The 20,943-nt window shown below is 42.0% G+C and carries 16 protein-coding genes and 1 rRNA gene; 9 read left to right on the top strand and 8 right to left on the bottom strand.

The genetic code is table 11. The features are described 5' to 3' along the window. Positions 1 to 107 precede the first annotated feature (107 nt). On the top strand, positions 108 to 1,358 hold the full coding sequence (locus CHB62_RS12375; RefSeq protein ID WP_089367089.1) for a clostripain-related cysteine peptidase: 1,251 nt from the start codon (positions 108 to 110) through the stop codon (positions 1,356 to 1,358). Between the two features lie 53 nt (positions 1,359 to 1,411). Here CHB62_RS12375 and CHB62_RS12370 read toward each other — a convergent pair whose 3' ends face one another. The 4 genes from CHB62_RS12370 to xerA all read right to left on the bottom strand — a co-directional run bounded on the left by CHB62_RS12370 (position 1,412) and on the right by xerA (position 7,986). Then, positions 1,412 to 2,362: an alpha-hydroxy-acid oxidizing protein gene (locus CHB62_RS12370; RefSeq protein WP_089367083.1), complete on the bottom strand. Its 951-nt coding sequence runs from the start codon at positions 2,360 to 2,362 to the stop codon at positions 1,412 to 1,414. 192 nt (positions 2,363 to 2,554) lie between these two features. Continuing rightward, the gene (locus CHB62_RS12365; RefSeq protein WP_089367082.1) at positions 2,555 to 3,490 is read right to left on the bottom strand and encodes an AEC family transporter; all 936 of its coding nucleotides are present in this window, start codon (positions 3,488 to 3,490) and stop codon (positions 2,555 to 2,557) included. 622 nt (positions 3,491 to 4,112) lie between these two features. Beyond that, complete coding sequence (locus tag CHB62_RS12355; RefSeq protein WP_089367080.1) at positions 4,113 to 6,929, bottom strand: M16 family metallopeptidase; 2,817 nt, start codon at positions 6,927 to 6,929, stop codon at positions 4,113 to 4,115. Positions 6,930 to 7,041: 112 nt separating this feature from the next. After that, complete coding sequence (gene xerA / locus CHB62_RS12350; RefSeq protein WP_089367079.1) at positions 7,042 to 7,986, bottom strand: site-specific tyrosine recombinase/integron integrase; 945 nt, start codon at positions 7,984 to 7,986, stop codon at positions 7,042 to 7,044. Between the two features lie 76 nt (positions 7,987 to 8,062). On the opposite strand from xerA, the gene aroQ reads away from it, so the two are divergent. The 7 genes from aroQ to CHB62_RS12315 all read left to right on the top strand — a co-directional run bounded on the left by aroQ (position 8,063) and on the right by CHB62_RS12315 (position 14,073). Further along, a complete protein-coding gene (gene aroQ, locus CHB62_RS12345) occupies positions 8,063 to 8,482 on the top strand; it encodes a type II 3-dehydroquinate dehydratase (protein ID WP_089367078.1) in 420 nt (139 codons plus the stop codon). Between the two features lie 32 nt (positions 8,483 to 8,514). Beyond that, positions 8,515 to 9,180: an O-methyltransferase gene (locus tag CHB62_RS12340; protein WP_089367077.1), complete on the top strand. Its 666-nt coding sequence runs from the start codon at positions 8,515 to 8,517 to the stop codon at positions 9,178 to 9,180. Between the two features lie 368 nt (positions 9,181 to 9,548). Next, positions 9,549 to 9,884: a 30S ribosome-binding factor RbfA gene (rbfA, locus tag CHB62_RS12335; protein ID WP_004361056.1), complete on the top strand. Its 336-nt coding sequence runs from the start codon at positions 9,549 to 9,551 to the stop codon at positions 9,882 to 9,884. Positions 9,885 to 10,113: 229 nt separating this feature from the next. Then, a complete protein-coding gene (locus tag CHB62_RS12330) occupies positions 10,114 to 11,346 on the top strand; it encodes an FtsX-like permease family protein (RefSeq protein ID WP_089367076.1) in 1,233 nt (410 codons plus the stop codon). 43 nt (positions 11,347 to 11,389) lie between these two features. Continuing rightward, positions 11,390 to 12,385 (top strand): virulence RhuM family protein/type II toxin-antitoxin system death-on-curing family toxin, encoded by a 996-nt coding sequence (locus CHB62_RS12325; RefSeq protein ID WP_089367075.1) that lies wholly within the window; start codon positions 11,390 to 11,392, stop codon positions 12,383 to 12,385. Between the two features lie 160 nt (positions 12,386 to 12,545). After that, positions 12,546 to 13,091 (top strand): hypothetical protein, encoded by a 546-nt coding sequence (locus tag CHB62_RS12320; RefSeq protein WP_089367074.1) that lies wholly within the window; start codon positions 12,546 to 12,548, stop codon positions 13,089 to 13,091. 385 nt (positions 13,092 to 13,476) lie between these two features. Next, a complete protein-coding gene (locus CHB62_RS12315; protein ID WP_089367073.1) occupies positions 13,477 to 14,073 on the top strand; it encodes an HU family DNA-binding protein in 597 nt (198 codons plus the stop codon). 171 nt (positions 14,074 to 14,244) lie between these two features. Here CHB62_RS12315 and glgP read toward each other — a convergent pair whose 3' ends face one another. Both glgP and CHB62_RS12305 read right to left on the bottom strand, forming a co-directional pair. Further along, on the bottom strand, positions 14,245 to 16,800 hold the full coding sequence (gene glgP / locus CHB62_RS12310) for an alpha-glucan family phosphorylase (protein ID WP_089367072.1): 2,556 nt from the start codon (positions 16,798 to 16,800) through the stop codon (positions 14,245 to 14,247). Positions 16,801 to 16,851: 51 nt separating this feature from the next. Continuing rightward, positions 16,852 to 18,498, bottom strand: coding sequence for a glycogen/starch synthase (locus tag CHB62_RS12305; RefSeq protein WP_089367071.1), 1,647 nt, complete (start codon positions 18,496 to 18,498; stop codon positions 16,852 to 16,854). Positions 18,499 to 18,645: 147 nt separating this feature from the next. Between CHB62_RS12305 and CHB62_RS12300 the strand changes: the two genes are divergently transcribed. Continuing rightward, entirely contained in the window at positions 18,646 to 19,134 is a 489-nt protein-coding gene (locus CHB62_RS12300; protein ID WP_089367070.1) for a hypothetical protein, read from the top strand. Positions 19,135 to 19,242: 108 nt separating this feature from the next. Here CHB62_RS12300 and CHB62_RS12295 read toward each other — a convergent pair whose 3' ends face one another. Together CHB62_RS12295 and rrf are read right to left on the bottom strand one after the other, a co-directional pair. Beyond that, entirely contained in the window at positions 19,243 to 19,911 is a 669-nt protein-coding gene (locus CHB62_RS12295; protein WP_089367069.1) for a DUF4112 domain-containing protein, read from the bottom strand. Positions 19,912 to 20,449: 538 nt separating this feature from the next. Beyond that, a 5S ribosomal RNA gene (rrf, locus tag CHB62_RS12290) occupies positions 20,450 to 20,562 on the bottom strand. Positions 20,563 to 20,943: the final 381 nt, after the last annotated feature.

Raw genomic sequence — 20,943 nt, 5'->3', positions numbered from 1 at the left:
AGCTATGAAAAGCCTTACTACGTCCCTTGTGGCGTCGCAAGGCTTTTTAATTAACCACTTTCCCATGGACTACAAACAAGCAAGACATGGGCTTAAAAAGTTTGATTATGAAGAAACTCGTCCTTTTCTTACAGCTGGCAGCCTTCATCCTCTTTGCCTCTTGTAGTGATGAAGACCCAGAGCCAGCACCTCAACCACCTGTCATAGAAACAAATACTATCTTTGTTTATATGCCATGGTCAGGTCCCACTAAGCAAGACCCTGGCCTTTATAACTTCTTCCTCACCAATATACAAGACATAAAGACTGCGATTGTCAACCAAGGTGGACTTGGTAACAAGAAGCTCATGATATTTATCTCCACGAAGGTAGATAAGGGTGCACTGATTAATGTTCAGTACAAGAATGGAAGTTGTATAGACGATACTGTGGCCATTTATGACAATACCCAGCCTGGCTTAAAGCTCAATACAGCAGAGTGGATAACAACCCTGTTGAAACGAGTTAAGCAAGAAGCGCCTGCTAACCATTACTCTATGATTGTGGGATGTCACGGTATGGGATGGATACCTGCCAAGCCAAGCACACGTATCAATCGTTCTGCAGCCTCACCTTTCGGACTTAGCCAAAATGCTGGTAAGGCTGGTCCACCAACCCGTTGGTTAGGAGGTAATGCCTATCAGACGAACATCTCAGACTTTGACAAGGGTATAGAGGACTCAGGGATTGGTAAGTTTCAGTACATCCTCTTCGATGACTGTAATATGACGGGTATAGAAGTAGCCTACGAGCTACGCAATGCTACGAACCATATCATTGGTAGTCCAACAGAGATAATGGCGTATGGTATGCCGTACAAGCTCTTGTGGAGCGAACTATCAAAGGTCAACCCAGACTATCACAGTATCTGTACCAACTTCATCAATTTCTATAGTAACTACAAGTATGAGGGTACTCCTTATCCTTATGGAACTATTAGTGTAATTGACTGTTCGCAGGTGGAGGCCATGGTTGACATCATGAAGGAGATAAACGCATCAAGTTCTCTCTCAACAATCACGGAGAGTAACATTCAAAGTATGGATGGTTACACCCCTTCAATATTCTATGATATGGGCGATTACGTGCGTCAGCTCGCACAGAACGACCCTCTGCTATTGGCAAAATTCAACCGTCAACTCGATCGTCTTGTACCTGAAAAAAGACATACAGATGCCTATTATACATCACTTCGGACGGCTGGCTTCAATATAATACCTATCCAGTCGTATTCTGGTATAACGATTTCCGACCCATCAACCAACCAGACAGTGACAAATTCTCTTGGTAGTAACCGTTATTACCAGACTACACATTAATATTAAAATAGCATCTATAGGAATACTAAGCAGTACCTATAGATGCTATTTTCTTAGACATAAAGTACAGACGCATCGAATGAACGGACGTCTTTCACGCAGGTGTACATCATCAGCTCAGAAAGTTCTTCGTTCATTTTCTTTACCTTCTCCTCTACTCCCTCAGCTCCTTGTTGCAGTAAAGGTTTGAGGATACCTCTGCCGACAGCTACGGCGTCAGCCCCTAACGCTAATGCTTTGTAAGCATCATAACCCGTATCAATACCGCAGTCGACGAAGATAGCGATTCCACTTCCCGCTAAGTTTGCCTTTATCTTAGGCAGAACCATTAGTGGCGCAATGCCGAAAGGTATTCTACCATGGTGATGAGAGATAACAATTCCAGCACAACCTGCCTCCTTACACTTCATGGCGTCTTGCACAGACAACACCCCTTTGGCTACGAAGGGTACGTTACCAGCGGCCTTCACATACTCTTTTAAATCGGAAAGCATGACCGGCCCGAGTGGAATACCGTCTACTACGTCATATCGTCCGTCTGTTCCTGGGACATGGTCGATGTCTACGCCAACAGCTATCGCACCTTGTTCGATAGCAAAGCGAATCTCATCTAAAATAATACTATGGTCAGCGAACGGTTTAATAATTCTCACTGTCCGTGCCCCTTCAGCTGCAATTTCCGCATACTCATCGTTGGGCTCCATACCAACCCAGTTCACTGTCTTTAGCTTCTTGGCTGCACGAGCATACTCTAACATCGGTTTCTTACCATCTTTCAACACCTTATTCAAATGTGAGAAGGCTGGCATCATAATCGGTGAGTCAAACTCTTCACCGAAGATGACCGTCTTCAATGATGGTTCGATGGCATCAATAACACGCATCTCAACATGGATAGAATCCAAGTAGTTGCGGTTAAACACATTAGCATCATCAGCTCTGCCACTTGTTACGGGTATCATTCCCGCCGGTCCTGGCCATGGACTCTTTACATTATCATTCATATTCTTTCTGTTTAAGAGCGAAGGTGTGAAATAGTGAAGGCGGTTGAGACGAAAGTTCAGTGACCTCATGTCCCATTCATATATTCACTTCTTCCACTCCCTTCTTGTCCCTATAAAACTATTGTCTTTACTTCTTTTGCTTCTTTTCATCCCTTAACCCCTTACCAATATCGCCTTAACTCCTTAAATTCCCTATACCAAGAATAATGTTATCAACGTATATACTATCATCGCCACAAGGATGAAGATTGAGATAAAAGCCGACATAAAACTTTTGTCATCCTCATCGTTACAAAGACTTTCTATCTGTAGCGGGACTGGGAAACCTGTTGGACAAGCAAAGTAAAGGAGTACGCCAACGAAAAATATCTTCACCTTCATCAATCCAGGGAACAAGAGTAAAAAGCCTACCACAATAGTGCCACACAACATTAGGCGCACCAGTGTCAATGTCAATAGCGGTTTAAGCTGCCCCGTTCGTAAGTGGAAACCGTAGCCGAGGGTGAAGAGGATTATGCTTGCAATAGGTGACATCGCCATATCCATCGTACCATCATATATATTGTTTAAGCCATTCTCCGCCAGCCATTGGTATAAGCCCAACAGATTAACTACGATACCAACGACAACAGCTATGATGAAGGGAGCACTAATAATCCGCTTTGCCAATGGTAGAAAAGACACGTCTCTTGACGTTTGACGCATGATGAGCGCCGGAACAAGTCCAAAGTTGATGAGGATTCCAGCCACATCAAAGGTGATAATGTTCACTGCATGTTTTGCTCCTACAAGTGCTATATAAAGTGGTAGGGCAACGCTTCCACCCTCACAGGTCATTAGTAAGAACGGTGCCAAACGGGCATAACGTCCACTAATAGGGTTGGCTATGCTCTTTCCTATCAGATAGACAAGAATCCAAGCGACATCTAAGAAGAGTATTTCATATATGAAATTTGTAGATAGTTCGGCCTTCACAAGAACGTGAAAGACCAACAACGGGAATAGAATATTAAACACCAACGACTTCGCTCCTTCGTTCTGTTCAGCCGTCACCCACCCTCTTCTGTGGCTTAACCAGCCGAGAAACATCATAAAGAAGACAGGGAAAAGTATTTCGATAGCTTTCATCTATTTGTCGATTATTATCCTTTTTGTATTTGTTACAATGCACAAATATAGATAAAAAGCATGATACTACCAAACGAAACAGTGCTTTAAGCGAAATTAAAAATAGTCTTCACGAATAGTCTGTATTCTCTTTTTCTATTTAGTGTGACAGGATTAGCCTTATTTGGGCCTATTAGTCAAATAAGCTATTTAGTCTCCCCAAGACTATTGGGCACTATCTTGTTAGCTTTATTGGGGCCTATTAGGCCAATAAGCCATATAGCCCCAAGACCATTAAGCACTATCTTATTAGCCTTATTGGGGCCTATTAGGCCAATAAGCCATATAGCCCCAAGACCATTAAGCACTACCTTATTAGCCTTATTGGGGCCTATTAGGCCAATAAGCCATAGCCCTTTAACACCTAAGAAAGCCCTCACCTCCTATCCACCACTCCCCCAATCGATAGAAGAAAAGTCCCCCTCATTGATTTTTTTTCATGAAAAAAAATATTTCCTTTCATGAAAAAAAATATTTTTCTTCATGAAAAGAAATACTTATTGTCGTGTAAATAATTCGTAATCGGCTATTGGCTGCATGGAAAAAGACAAAGAAATGTCCTTCTCCACACGTCCAACTCGTATTATTTCGCAGGTGTCATGACAACCTCAGCATGGTTGCCAGCAGCCAAGATCTGCTTCAGATAAGCTGCAAGCTTAGCTGGAGTAATAGCCTCAACTGTCTTCTTATAGTTTGTCTGGAAGTCTACACCTGTCCAAACATACTCATCGAGGATATCCATCCAATGCCCATTATTCTTAGCAGCAAGCTCAGCATCCTTCAACATGAAATCCTTTACCTTCTGCACCTTATCGGCATCCATCTTCACTGTATTATCCTTTATTCCCTCAGCAAGAAGCTTCAGAGCGAGGTCGGACTTAGCTGGATCCATAGGACAATATGCTTGAATGACGGCAGTAGACTTATTGCCAAGGCGACGCAAAGAGCCACCTGCGCTTACAGAGTAGGCCGCACTGGCATCCTCACGAATGCTCTTCAAGTAGACCATTGAGAGTACTTGGGCTGCAGCACTGGTAAGAATTTCGTTCTCAAGAGTGTAAGCCATTGGCGCATGCCAGAACTCGAAGGCAATAGCCTTTGGTGTTTCAGACTTACGAGTGAACTTATTAACCACGTTACCATTCACGTAGCTTGGTACTTCCTTCCATGTTTCAGCCTTGCCCTTAGGCAGAGAAGCGATGTACTTCTCTATCAATGGGCGCAGAGAAGACTCATCGAAGTTACCTACAAAGTAGTAAACAAACTGACCAGGGTTGGCAAAGCGCTCCTTCCAAATCTGTAAGATACGGTCGTAGTTAACGTTCTTCAAGGTGTTCAACGTCATTGGGGCAAAGCGTGGTTCATGGCCAAAAATGGTCAAACTAAGCGAATCACTGAACACACTCTCAGGTGAAAGGTCCTTATTCTTCAGCCCTAATTCCAACTGTGCCATCATTGCCTTGTAAGAAGCCTCATCCTTTGCAACATTCGTAAAGTTAAGGTAAAGCAACTGCATCATCGTCTCTATGTCCTTAGGAACACATGAACCACCTACTGACTGATAGTAGCTTGACAAGCCACAGCTCATAGAAGCCTGCTTACCAGAGAGTGCTTTCTGCAGTTCCTGACGTGAGAAATTACCCAAGCCACTATAACCGATGACAGTCTCAAAGAGCTGTAAGTTACTGAAATCAGCCTTGCCATAGAGACCCTTACCGCCCTTCGCTAAAGCTTGGAACTGAATTTCATTATCCTTGAAGTTGGTCTTCTTCAGAATGACACGTGCTCCATTGCTCAATGTCAGTTCCTTAAAACCAAGCACTTTGTTCTCCTTCTCGCTAACAATCTTACCAGCCTTAGGTAGCTTCTTCTCATCGAGTAGTGGCTCCTGCTTTACGTTGTCAACGTAAGGTTCAATCTTCTCGGCACGTACAGCATTAATGGTTTGTGCCATCTGAGCCTCAGTTGGGTAAGTAGCACCCGCTTTATCCTGTGCAAAGATATATGCAACGAAGTTGCTGTCCTTGTCAGTGATGAGTTCCTGCGCATACTTATTGATAACATCAACATTCAATGCAGGCATCTCAATAAGCTGCTTCATGATCTGATAATCGTCCTCCTTGCTTGGGATAGGTTCGTTAGAAAGATAGTGATCACGAAGTTCATCACCATACTGAGCGTTCTTCACCTTGTTACGATTAACGTAAGCAGACTCTAACTGAGAGAGGTATTCAGCCTTCATACGGTCGTATTCGCCTGCAGTAAAACCATAAAGACGAACGCGCTGTGCCTCACGATAGATAGCAGCAAGGGCTTGGAGGTCCTTTCCTTCCTTAGCATCTGCAGCCATACTGAAGGCAGCCTTTGGTTTTGAAAGCATGTAGTCGCCATCCTCAGAATAAGCACCAGTGAAAGGACAGTCGGCTTTCTGTGCCAATTCAGCGAGTCGCTGATTGAGCATCATAGTGATGATGTTCTTTGCATAAGAGTCAACATAGTAGTACATATCGCCCTTCTGTGCGTCAGGGAAGGCGTCATGCTTCATGCTGAAACCTACCTGGCTGTAAGGCAACTCCTTGTCCTTACCAAACACGTAAATAGCATCCTTCGTGTCAGGCACAGCTTCTTCTACAACCTGTGCTGCATTAGCAGGAACGGTAGAGTTAGCCCAAAGCTTCTTAATCTCGTTCTCGGTATGGTCTACATCGACATCACCAACAACGATGATACACTGGTTGTCTGGACGATACCATTTCTTATAATAGTCGCGAAGATCCTGATAAGGGAACTTATCGACAATGCTCATCAAGCCAATTGGCATACGATGACCATACTTAGAATTAGGATAAAACTTCGGTAACACGTCATCGTAGATACGCATCACTGGTGAACGGCGCAACTGCCACTCCTGATGAATAACGCCACGCTCCTTATCTATCTCCTTATCAGCCAATGTCAAGCCATTTGACCAGTCCTTAAGAATCAGCAGACAAGAGTCGAGCGCAGTCTGACGAGCTGTAGGCACGTCACAAATACGATAGACCGTCTGGTCGATACTGGTGTAAGCATTCAAGTTACTACCGAACTCCACACCGAGTGAACGGGTGAATTCGAGGAGCGTAGAGTCAGGGAAATGCTCTGAGCCATTGAATGCCATGTGCTCAAGGAAGTGTGCCAAACCACGCTGTTTGTCGTTTTCTTGAATAGAACCCACACGCTGCGCAATGTAAAAGTTGGCTACATGCTCTGGCCATTCATTGTGAAGGATGTAGTAAGTTAAGCCATTGCTGAGCTTACCTTGTCTTACATTCTTATTCACAGGGATAGGCCCCATCTGCTGAGCAGAGGCCAAACCAGTGACAAAAAGTAAGACGATTAAGAATAAATGTTTGACTTTCATCTTAAACGTTGTTTGTAATTTAATATTAGTTTAATGGCACAAAGATACATAAAAATCCGTTACGCAATTCGATTTTATCCTTTTTTTACATGTTGATGGGCATCAATAAAGATTATTCTGATAGTAAGTCGGCTTGTTGACGCTCATCATACTGGATATTACGGGGGTGATGTTCGAGAATTTCCTGTCGTAGTGTAGAGGTGTCTATATGCGTGTAAATCTCTGTTGTTCCGATACTTTCGTGTCCTAACATAGCCTGTATGGCACGTAGGTCGGCACCACCTTCGAGCAAGGAGGTGGCAAAGGAGTGGCGAAGAGTGTGAGGAGAGATAGTCTTCTTGATACCTGCTTCGAGTGCATAGCGCTTTATCATGATAAGTATCATCGTACGTGTAAGATGGTGACCACGCCGATTAAGGAAGACATAATCCTCCTCTCCAGGCTTAATCTTCATCTCGTTACGGTCAGCAAACCAGTAGTTTAGCTCGTCTAAGGCTCGTGGTGAGATCGGAACTAAGCGTTCCTTCGACCCTTTACCCATCACTCTTATATACTGTTCGTCAACATATAGATTGGATAACTTTAGGTTTGTAAGTTCTGACACACGTAGTCCACAAGAGAACAAGACCTCAATAATGGCACGATTGCGGTGTCCCTCCCACTTCGTCAGGTCTATTGCCTGCTCTAAAAGGTCGACTTCTGCTGTGGAGAGCACCTCTGGTAAGTGGTCAGGCTGCTTGGGCGACTCTAATAACTCAGTTGGGTCAACCTCTAAATAACCATCAACAACAAGAAAGCGGTAGAACTGTCGCACCCCACTAAGGATACGTGCCAATGAACGAGGACCAATGCCAAGGTCGGAGATAAAGGCTGCGAAATGTTCTAAATCTTCTAATTTCACATCTAACACATCGACCTGCTCTAAGGCAAGATAGCGAAAGAGCTTATCCACATCACGCAGATAAGCATCCAACGTATTCGCCGAGTAGCCTTTCTCTAACTTCAGATAACGGCGGTAACGACCTACAATATCTTTTGAATTCTTGCCTGTTTCCATTTAATTTCTTATTTTTGCATATCGCAATTTAGCTGCAAAGATACATTAAAAAACGATATTTGAGAAGAAAGAGAAAATGAAAGTAATCATTATTAATGGCCCTAACCTTAATCTGTTAGGTGTGCGTGAGCCAGGAATATACGGTAGTGTGTCGATGGATACATTCCTCTCACAATTGCGTGAGAGCTACCCTAATGATGTCATCGACTATTACCAAAGTAATGTTGAGGGCGAACTCATCAACAAACTACAGGAGACTGGGTTCTCATACGATGGTATCATCCTCAATGCGGGAGCCTATACGCATACAAGTATTGCTCTTTTAGATTGCATCCGCTCGTTACAAGCACCTGTGATAGAGGTACATATCAGCAATGTTAACGACCGTGAGGACTTCCGCCGACACTCGATGATTGCGCCAGCCTGCAAGGGTACGATCCAAGGCTTTGGTCTTAACAGCTACAGATTGGCTATAGAAGCATTATCACTCTTATAATCTTTCAACACTCATCATCACCATCACCACCCATGCCAACAACCAATACCTATACATCTCTCACTGATGAGGCGGGCTGCGATGCCTATCTTGCCTCGCATATCGACCCTGAAGGCGATTATCTCTACCGTCTTTATCGTGCCACAAACATCCATACTATACACGGACGAATGGCCAGTGGACATCTGCAAGGGCGTCTCTTGAAGATGCTTGTACAGATGATTCGTCCTAAGAATATCCTCGAAGTGGGTACTTTCAGTGGCTATTCGGCTATCTGTATGGCTGAGGGATTAGAGGAAGGGGGCAAACTCTATACCTTTGAAATCAATGACGAGATGGAGGATTTCACCCGTCCTTGGATTGAAGGGTCGCCAGTTGCCGACAAGATAGACTTTCGTATTGGTGATGCAGCAGAAGAGGCTCCGAAGTTAGGGATTCTGTTTGATATGGCTTTCGTCGATGGTGACAAGCGTAATTATACGGAGGTATATGAGAAGCTGTTGCCCATCATCCGTCCTGGTGGCTATATCCTCGCTGACAATACACTGTGGGATTGGCACGTCATTGACCCAGCCTACGACCACGACCATCAAACGGTTGGTATCCGACAATTCAATGACTTCGTTGCCAAAGACGACCGTGTAGAGAAGGTTATACTGCCCCTTCGTGATGGGTTAACGTTGATTAGGAAGAAATAAAAGCACAACAAGCAGGCCCCTCCCCCTGCCCCTCCCCCATAGGGAGGGGAGTAATCACCGCAAAGGGATAAATATAACGATTGTATAACCCATTCGTCGCATTTGGTTTCATAACCGACAGCAATGTGGTTAGCCCTCAACACCACTGGTGCTTACCATCCGCACCACATGTGCGGGGCGTTCGCACAACATGTGCGGATCCTCAACACCAAACATCCAAAGCCCTACTTCCATCCCGAAACATCCGCATTTCATCACCAACCAACACCCAACAACTATCACCCAACACCTAACACCCTGCATAAAAGTTTGTGGGTTTTTCAAACTTTCAGTACCTTTGCAGGATAAAACAATAAATAGATAAGACAATGCAAGAGACAAGACAAAACCGCATATCACGCCTCCTTCAGAAGGAGTTAGCAAGTATCTTCCAGACACAGACACGTATGATGCATGGTGTTCTGGTTAGTGTAACACGCGTAAAGGTGAGCCCAGACCTCAGTATCTGTACCGCCTACCTCAGTATTTTCCCATCTGAAAAGGGAGACGAGATACTGAAAAACATCAATGCTAATGAGAAGACTATCCGCTATGACTTAGGCCAGCGTGTGCATAATCAGCTGCGTATCATCCCTGAACTACGCTTCTTCATTGACGACTCCCTCGACTACTTGGAGCGTATTGATGAGTTACTAAAGAAGTAGAAGGTGGGTGATGGGTGTTGAATGTTGGGTGTTAATGAATTGTTGATAAGTATTAAGAGGTAGGTGTTGACGATTAGTAAATAGGTACCAAAGCCTATTCAGAAATCCACCACCCCCAGTTATCAATTCATCAACACCCAACATTCAACACCTAACATCCATCACCAAACACCCATCACACCCAACACTCTACACATCATCACCCAACATTCAACACCCAACACCCATCATGAACTTCCCTTTTTACATTGCTCGACGTTACCTCTTCTCAAAGAAGAGCACACATGCCATTAATATCATCAGCCTCATCTCAGTACTCGGTGTGTCGGTGGCAACAATGGCATTGGTCGTTGTATTAAGTGGATTCAATGGATTCTCCGACCTTGTTGCGTCATTCTTCACCAACTTCGACCCACAACTGAAGATTGAAGCTGCTAAAGGTAAGGCCATGACTGCTAATGACCCCTTGCTCCTTAAAGTGAAACATCTTCCTACTGTAGAGGTTGCAACGGAGTGTGTTGAGGATCAGGCCTTGGCTATCTATCACGACAAACAAGCCATGGTGAACGTGAAGGGAGTAGAAGATAACTTCGACTCGCTGACTCATATCAGTAATATTCTTTATGGTGATGGTGATTTCAGACTCCATACTGCTAACTTGCAATATGGTGTCCTTGGTATTAGACTGGCTCAAGACCTCGGTACAGGAGTAGCTTGGCAGGACTACTTACACATCTATGCGCCACAACGTGAGGGACAGTATGATGCCTCTAACCCTACAGATGCCTTTGTAAAAGACTCATTGATATCCCCAGGAGCACTCTTTCAAGTGAAACAGATGAAGTATGATAAGGGATATATCATCACCTCCCTCGATTTCGCACGTCGTATCTTCAACCGACAAGGAGAGATTACTTCACTTGAGTTACGCATGAAACCGGGTGTTGACATTGATAAGGCAAAGGACGAAATACAGACCCTTCTCGGCGATAAATACAAGGTATTAGACCGCTACGAGCAACAGGCTGATACGTTTAATATCATGCGCATTGAGAAACTCTTTGCCTACGTCTTCCTTACTTTCATACTTATGGTGGCCTGCTTTAATATCATTGGCTCACTTTCTATGCTCATTATCGACAAGAAGAATGACGTTATCACCCTGCGTAACCTCGGTGCAACGGATGGTCAGATACGCCGTATCTTCCTCTTTGAAGGTAGGATGATTTCCGCTGCTGGTGCTGTCATCGGTATTGCACTTGGCTTATTACTTTGCTGGTTACAACAGACATACGGTCTTGTACAGCTTGGTGATCAAGCAGGAAACTTTGTTGTCAACGCCTATCCTATTAGCGTTCACCCCGAAGACATCGTCACTATCTTCTTTACTGTTATCCTTGTTGGCTGGCTCTCCGTATGGTATCCTGTACGCTATATGAGTCGTAAACTGACGAGGGATTAAGCTATCCCTCGCCTATCGACTAACAACTATAAACCTAAATAATATGACTGAAAACCTAAACGACAAAATTATCATCTATCAAAGTGAAGATGGTAAGACCCAACTTGATGTAAAGTTGGAAGGAGAGACTGTGTGGCTTACACAGGCACAGATGGTTGAACTATTTCAATCCAGCAAAGCTACAATAAGCGAACATATTAAGCACATCATAGAAGATGATGAACTCGATGCTAACTCAACTGTTCGGAAATTCCGAACAGTTCAACAAGAGGGCAAACGGCAAGTTTCTCGTATAGTCGCTTATTACAATCTTGATATGATAATATCCGTGGGATATCGAGTAAATACCAAACGTGGTATCCGTTTCCGCCAATGGGCAAACTCTGTTCTTAAGCAATATCTTGTCAAAGGCTATGCTATCAATGAGAACATTCGCAAACATCAGATTGCAGAGCTACGCCAACTCATACAAGTATTAGGCAGAGCCATCCAGCAACAACCTGCAAAGACGACAGACGAAAGCAATGCGCTCTTTGATGTTGTGGTAGACTACACCTACGCACTCGACACACTTGATAACTATGATTACCAGCGATTACATATCGCCAAGACTACTAAAGAAGAACCCTTCCATGCAACTTACGAGAATGCCATGCACGAGATAGATATGCTTCGACATAAGTTTGGTGGCTCTATACTCTTTGGTAATGAGAAGGATGAGTCCTTCAAAAGCTCTATCGGACAAATCTACCAGACCTTTGATGGCACAGAACTTTATCCGAGTGTAGAGGAGAAAGCGGCTATGCTTCTCTATCTTGTCACTAAGAACCACTCGTTCAGCGATGGCAATAAACGCATTGCAGCAACGCTATTCCTATGGTTTATGAACAACAATGCCATCCTCTATCGTCCTGATGGTACCAAACGAATTGCTGACAACACCCTCGTTGCCCTCACCCTCATGATTGCCGAGAGCAAAACAGAGGAAAAGGATATAATGGTAAAGGTAGTGGTGAACCTTATCAACCAAGCCAATTAAACCATTTTTCGATAATAACATATCAAACTTTTAGCACATAGATAAGAGTATATCAAAAAATAATTATTAACTTTGTCATAAATATAAAGAACAAAGATAACTGTAAAAAGAATATCTACTTACCCCGAAAGTATAATTATAAACCAAAACATAATAACGTATGAAAAAGATTTCTTCAGTGCTACTACTATTCTTGTTGTCTATATCAATATATGCACAACAAAATGTTACTAAGTTCTTAGGTATTCCTGTTGATGGCTCCAAAGCCGATATGATTCAAAAACTCAAGGAAAAAGGGTTCACATATAATACAACGACTGATCGTCTTGAAGGTGTATTTAATGGTGAGAAAGTGCATATTCTTATACAAACTAACAAAAACAAAGTATGGAGGATTGCTGTCATAGATCAAATAACTCGTGATGAAGGACAGATAAAAATAAGATATAATCTTCTATGTCAGCAATTTAAAGATAATCCAAAGTACTTTCCATTAAAAAAAATACAGGAGCTATCTGATAACGAAGATATCTCATACGAAATAAGTATACATCAAAAACAATATCAAGCTGTTTATTTACAATTACCGCGTGAGGGAGCACAGAATCGGATAGTTTGGTTTACTATTATAGAACGATATGGTGATTATCACATTGTTATATATTATGATAATGAAAAAAATGATTCCCATGGGGAAGACTTATAACTATCATAGAACAGCATCTAAGATAAGTAAATAACCATATACAGCTCTCACACCACACTGGTCTGAGAGCTTTTCTTTTACCCTTTTACCTACCCATCCCAAATCTACACCCACGCAAAATAGCACAAATACACAGATTACTACATAGCTTATACTTGCCAAGCAACCATTGAAACAGTATCTTTGCAGCATGAATCACGAATTATTTTCATGAAAAGAAATATTTTTCTTCATGAAAAGAAATATTTATTTTCACGTAAATAATTTCTTTCTTTCGTGAAAAGAATTCTGCCTAAGCCAAAAGTATGTGATTATAGAGACTCGTTTCACACACTAACGGCTCACGGAAAAGATGATTATTAACCCTTATTACAAACGTAAAGCTATGACTGTAAATTACAAACTATTAAGAACAAGCGGTAAACTCGCACAACGTAAAGCACTAAGAATCGTACCTATCAAGAAAGATGTCACGGGAATAGAGAGAATCTGTCAGCATATTCAACAATCAACAACGCTTACAACAGCCGACATTCTCGGGACAATCGCTGCATTAAAAACAGAATTAGCAGAGGAGCTAAAAAGTGGGAATACAGTTCATCTACCGGGCATTGGATTCTTCTCGCTTGCCCTTAAAGGCGACATACATGAAGACCCTAAGACGCATCGTCACCATCTCCGTAATGTTGCTGTGCGCAAAATCAGGTTCCGCCCCGATAAGGATTTTCACGAAGCGTTAGGAAAGATGATTTTTGAAAACAAAACCTACAAAGACGGTACATCCACACTTCCTATAAAATCAGCCGTTAACGCTGCACTAAAAGAGTTGTTTGAAGAGAGTCCGATAATCACCGTTAACAACCTCCGTCGCCGTCTGAACCTTTCTACAACCTACGCCTATCAACTTACAGCACAGTTAGAACGTGAAAAGAAAATCATCAACATAGGTTCACGTTATCGCAAAATATATAAAAAAGCGTAAGCAGAAGGCGGTAAACAAATGGTAAACATATCGAGGGAAAGGCACATTACCATTATAAATTAGATTAATCCCAGCGATAATTCAATGGCATATAAATACGAAAAAGCCATTCCCAACCCTTTACAGAGTTTAGGAATGGCTTTTATTTATTGAATAGTTCTCAGACTGTTTTTATCCAATCCACTTCACATAAGCGAAGTCCTGACGGTGTGGCAGGAGAGCATTCTTAGGATACATACGTACAGCGTACTTATAAGCACCTGCTTCTGTTGCATCGAAAGTAGCCTCGAAGGTATAGTGATTACCCTCTGTCTTCACTAGCTTGAATGGAATTACCTTGTGGATGTTGACGTCATCAACAGGTGCATTCTTCAAGAATACCAACTCAAGACCTACTGCATCGTTCAAGCCCTGCTCGTCGATAACGTAAGTAACCTTAATCTTATGACCTGTAGAAATATCTTGCAATGCATCTTCATTCTTAGAAACAACATAGATGCTGTCCCAACGCTCAGCTACAGACTCCTTCCAAAGAGCAATCTCCTTAGCAAGTTTATAGTCGTTAGCTATAAGTTTATGAGAACGCTTAGCCTGACTCTCATAGAACTTGTCGTAGTAGTCATCAAGCTGACGCTTCATTGTATAGTGAGGAGCGATAGTTGCAATAGAGTTCTTTACAACCTTAACCCAATCCTCTGAGTAGCCATCTTGATTCTTATTGAAGTAGAGAGGAGCAATCTCATTCTCGAGAAGACCATAGATAGTAGCTGCATCAAGCTGGTCCTGATAGCCCTGATTCTGATAGGTACGCTTCTCTGGCAATGCCCAGCCAGCTCCCTCGCGGTAGCCTTCAACCCACCAGCCATCAAGTACTGAGAGGTTAACAACACCGTTCATTTCAGCCTTCTCACCAGATGTACCACTTGCCTCGAGTGGACGAGTTGGTGTGTTCATCCAGATATCAACTCCAGAAACGAGACGACGAGCCAACTGCATATCGTAATCCTCAAGGAAGATAATCTTACCGAGGAACTGTGGCATACGTGAAATCTCAAAGATACGCTTGATAAGTCCCTGACCAGCGCCATCAGCTGGGTGAGCCTTACCTGAGAAGAAGAACAGAACTGGACGCTCTGGGTTGTTTACAATCTTCTCCAAACGCTCAAGGTCAGTGAAAAGCAAGTGTGCACGCTTATACGTTGCAAAGCGACGGCAGAAACCAATCATCAATGCGTTAGGGTTGATACGCTCAAGGATAGAAACGACCTTAGCTGGGTCACCCTGGTTGCGGAGCCACTGCTTGGTGAACTTATCACGGATATACTTGATAAGCTTCTGCTTCAATGCCATACGTGTCTCCCAGATCTCTGCATCTGGAACATTATAGATTGCGTGCCAGATAGACTCATTGCTCTGGTCACCCATGAAACTCTCATCAAAGTATTTATCGTAAACTTTGCGCCACTCTGTTGCTGTCCATGTTGGGAGGTGTACACCATTGGTTACATAACCTACAGCATTCTCCTCTGGGAAATAACCCTTCCATAATGGAGCAAACATCTTCTGACTTACCCAACCGTGAAGTTTTGACACACCATTGACCTCCTGACAAGTGTTACAAGCGAAGGTACTCATACAGAAACGCTCGCTGTGATCATCAGGATTGGTACGACCCATACCGATGAACTCATCCCAAGAGATACCGAGTTTTGCTGGATAATCACCCATATACTTACCGAAGAGTTCCTCATCGAAGTAGTCGTGACCTGCAGGAACAGGAGTGTGAACGGTATAGAGTGATGAAGCACGTACAAGCTCCATAGCCTGATTGAATGTCAAGCCACTCTCGATGTAGTCGCAAAGACGCTGGAGGTTGCAAAGTGCTGCATGACCTTCATTGCAGTGATAGATATCCTTCTTGATACCCAATTTCTTCAAAGTAAGAATACCACCGATACCGAGCAGAATCTCTTGCTTCAAACGATTCTCCCAGTCACCACCATAGAGAGAGTGAGTGATAGGACGGTCGAACTCAGAGTTCATATCGTTGTCTGTATCGAGCAAGTAAAGCTTAATACGACCAACGTTCACACGCCATACAAGTGCGTGTACCATATAGTTGCGGTAAGGTACATCAACAACAACCTGATTGCCATTCTCATCAAGCTCTCGCTCAATAGGAAGAGAGTTGAAGTTCTGTGCATCGTACTTAGCAATCTGCTGACCATCCATAGAAAGACTCTGTGTGAAGTAGCCAAAGCGATAGAGGAAACCTACAGCACAGAAGTCTACGTTAGAATCAGAAGCCTCCTTAATGTAGTCGCCTGCCAAGATGCCAAGACCACCAGAATAAATCTTCAAAGCCTGGTTAAGACCAAACTCCATACAGAAGTAAGCAACAGAAGCACGCTTCTTGTTAGGCTTAACGTCCATATAAGTACGGAACTTCTTATAGACATCACTCACCTGCTTCATCAGCTTTTTGTCCTTTACAATAGCTTCCTTACGGTCATAGCTAAGACGCTCAAGGAGCTGGACAGGATTATGTCCAACCTCTTCATAGAGTTCCTCATCAAGAGCTTTGAACATGTTGCGTGCTTCGTAATTCCATGCCCACCACATATTGTGAGCAAGCTCATCAAGACATGCCAGTTCCTTTGGCAGAGTTGACTTTACAGTTACCTCTTTCCACTGAGGTTCGTTGGAATAATCTGATTTAATTTTCATAACTTATTATAGTTTTGACTGTTATTTCTTTATTTCGTTACTAAGCAGTTATCACTTGTTTCTTGCAGCTGCTTTCTTTAATGCTATGTCGTAAGCCTGCTCATAATAGATGATAAACTCACTCCAAAGAGCCTTACGAGAGAGCTTCTCGGCATTTGAACGACACTTGTTCACTTCCGTCTTCGTAAAGCAAGAGTAACAGGCTATGGTATCCTTAATACCATCAGCTACCTCTGAATAATTATAATCTGTACGATGTAATACTTTCACACCATCTTCTATCTCGCTATATTTTCCCTTCTCTGTATTTGCCCACAAGCCGAAGCCTGCAAGGTCGGTTGTAATACAAGGAACCTTAAAGGCTATTGCCTCTAATGGTGTATATCCCCATGGCTCATAGTAAGACGGGTAGACACAGAGGTCATTGCCCAATACGAGGTCATAATAGCTCATATTCATAATGCCATCATCACCTGTCAGATAGCAAGGCAAGAGGATGACCTTCACCTTATCTCCCTTTGCATTGTTTATACCGAGAGAACTGAGCATATTCAGTACATTGTCATGGTCCATATTGTGGAGCCAATGCGTGAGTACAGGCTTTTCCAATGGTGTATCAAACTGTTTACCGCTGTTGAGGCGTTCTACAAGGTCCTGACGTGGACCCGCTACCCATCCTGGAACCTCAATGAAGGCTACAACCTGCTTCTTCAAGTTTTCATCAAAACGCAAGCGGTTCATTGACTCAATGAAGACATCAATACCTTTATTGCGGAACTCATATCGTCCGCTGGTTGATACGATTAACGCATCATCTTGTATATCGTCACCTGTCAACGCATTAGCTACATCAAGCAAACGCTTACGTGCTGCCTTACGCTTCTTAGTGAAGGTTGCACCCTTTGGTACAAAGTCGTTCTCAAAACCATTTGGAAGAACCAAATCAACTGGTTTATCAAGCAACTCTTTACATTCTGTTGCAGTAATATCACTCACAGTCGTGAAGCAATCAACATAATGCGCAGTCTGCTTCTCGATAGAATGCTTGCTCTCCATATTCAACTCTGAAGCCATCTGGTCACCATTATATGCCCAGAGATATTCGTACAATGGCTTGTTATTGCCCGCTATACTGCGACCAATACCCGTTGCATGAGTAGTAAAGATAGATGCTATCTGTGGTAAACGATGCTGTAATACAAGTGCGGCAAAGCCTGTCTGCCATTCGTTTGCATGGAAGACAACCTTGTCTTTCTCACTAAGATAGAATCTATAGAAACTCTCCACGACAAGGGCTGTAGCGTAAGCAAACATTGCTGACTCATCATAATCACCGTAAGCATGGAGACTATCTACATGATAATACACCCACAATTCGGCATAAATCTCATCCTTATGAGCAAAATAAGATTGGAAATCTACGAGCATAGCAATTGGCTCACCAGGAACATCCCAGCGACCTACCTTAACCGCTAAACCCTCAGAGGCTGCTTGCTGCTGCCATGCAGCAAATAGTTTCTTATCCTCCTTAAAATAAGGGGACGGTGTCTCTTGCCAGCAATCAGGACCAAGAAAGATAATATGATCCTTTATCTTGTCTTGTAATGTCTTTGCACGAGTAGAAAGTACTGTATAAATTCCTCCGACCTTATTACATACCTCCCAGCTGGTCTCAAAAATATAATCTGGAAACAACATCTTATCCTTTAACACATTTGATATATATCGCCCACAAAGGTAATACAAAATAAGGAAAGCAACAATTTAATCGATATATTTTTATTTATTACGTACTATTAATTGATTTATTTATTCTAACTTTGCAAATAACTAATAGTCATAGATATGAAAGAAAAGATTATACTGATTATAATAGCGTTATTAGCATCTTCAGCTAACATCACCGCACAAAACAATGTATCTAATGAAGGTAAGAAGACAATATCCACTACAGAACGTAATAAGACTGTTCTGAATAAGGATTCTATCTTTCGAGCACATCTTGTAAACGATGAATACCAAGTGTGGATGGATATTGATTTCTACCATAATAACATTACTGTACCACGACAAGAGATTTTCGGAGAGGTTCCCGGATACTTCGGTGCTAAACGTGACACTCGTAAATGGATTGTGTCTGATGCGTCTATTAAAGGTAAGAAGGCTATACTGACCATTATCAACGATTATGGCAGCGAAGACCTTAAGGCTGAACTGAAATATAATTCAGATGGAACGTATACACTTACGCGACTTGAGGGTAGTACAATGAAGATTGTCGTAAATAATAAGTGGGTGAAGATACCAAAGGATTTAAACTTCTACTGTAAATAATAACGAAACTCTAATATTATATAAGGAGACCCTACTAATGACAATGGATGCCAATTAGTAGGGTCTACTTTTTATAATCTAAGCGTAAATACTATACTTCTAAAATGCTTAGAAAAGTCCTATCAACCATTTTAATACTGAGATAATCACTGTCCACGTCAATTCAGTAACTCCAATCAATAACTTAAAGACGAAATAAATGACAATACTGAGAAGAATAATAAGAATAGATGTCAGCAATGCTTTCGACCTCACCTGACGTATTGTTCTCTTATCTCCTTCCACATAGCGTGTAATTAAATCTAAGTTCTTTACGTGAGCCTTACTGAAAAAATCTATTGCATCACCGATAAAGAAAGGGATACTTCCCAATAAAATGTCTACTAAATAATTATAGATGACAGCTAATGTAAGCGGAATAGACTTGACCTTAAATAAGGTGACATATATAAACGGCAATCCAAAGATAGATGAGACAAGGTCACCTACGGATGGTACAAAACCAAGAAGTGCATCTAAAAAATATTTATCTGCTAAAATAGTTATTGTACTAATAAACTTATAAGCCTTCGACGATTTTAATTCACTAATTTCTTTCTCCCTTCTTTGTCGACGAAGTTCTTCTTTACGATTAAATGCATTACTATCCTTATCAAAAGAATCTCTAACATCTTTAAGAGGGTCCGAGTCATCCAAAACAATCTCTCCCTCTTGTTCCCCTAAAGTCTTATGAGCATCATAATTCAACTCATTCTCTAATATATTCTTTCCTTCCATCCTAAATCAATAAATAAAAAACAAATTATAATAACCTAAACACTATAACGCTTAAACGCATAAAATATTATCATAAGAGCTTTAATCAATAAAAACACCTTTTTACTGCTCAAAAATAAAATAAATTTGCAATGTAATAAAAGACCCAGTTAACAACTAATTTTAGTTTTACTTTTACTTGCTTTCATTTTTAACACTTCGTAAAATTATCTATTACCAAATAAATTAAGAAGCAAATATAGATGATAGTAGTGACAGCAAATAACAAATTAATTAAAATAATTACCCCACTAAATTCAAGTGACTACATACCACTTTTAAGTCATATTTGCCTTATGTAACCAATTAGCCCTATTTAGCTATTAGGGTAATAAGCGCTATTAGTCTAATTAGCCCTATCCGCCCAATAAGCCTTATTAGCCCAATATAATATTACAACTTCTGTCCTTCCAACACTTCATCAACACCTAACATCCATCACCCATTACCCAACAACAAAAAAAGAGCCTTGAAGATTTCTCTTCAAGGCTCTCGTAAAAGAAGGCGGCCACCTACTCTCCCGCATTGCATTGCAGTACCATCGGCGCAAACGGGCTTAACTTCTCTGTTCGGAATGGGAAGAGGTGGGACCCCGCCGCAATAACCACCTAATATTTCTCTCGGTTGACTAGTTCACAGGTGACAAGTTGACTAATTATTTATCTTTATTCTTGTCTTCTTTCTGTCTTCTTATCAGTAAATCTGTTGTTAACATTGTCCATAGAACTAATAACTTGTTTACTTGTTTACTCGTTATCTTGTCAACTCGTCTACTTACTTGTCAGCCGTATAAGGTGACGTATTTCCACAAGCAAAACATATAGAACTCATATCTTCCTTTCAAGAAGATTACACAGCTCAAAGTCTGAGTCACCGGTCCCCGCACTCCATATTTCGAAGGCGGGAGACCCGAAGAAAGTTTCGGGCAATTAGTAGTGCTCGGCTTTGACGTCACCGTCTTTACACCTACACCCTATCAACGTCATCGTCTAT

This window comes from Prevotella jejuni (genome assembly GCF_900187995.1).
In the GTDB taxonomy this organism is placed as follows: Bacteria; Bacteroidota; Bacteroidia; order Bacteroidales; family Bacteroidaceae; genus Prevotella; species Prevotella jejuni.
This window is presented reverse-complemented; position numbering and strand designations above follow the sequence as displayed.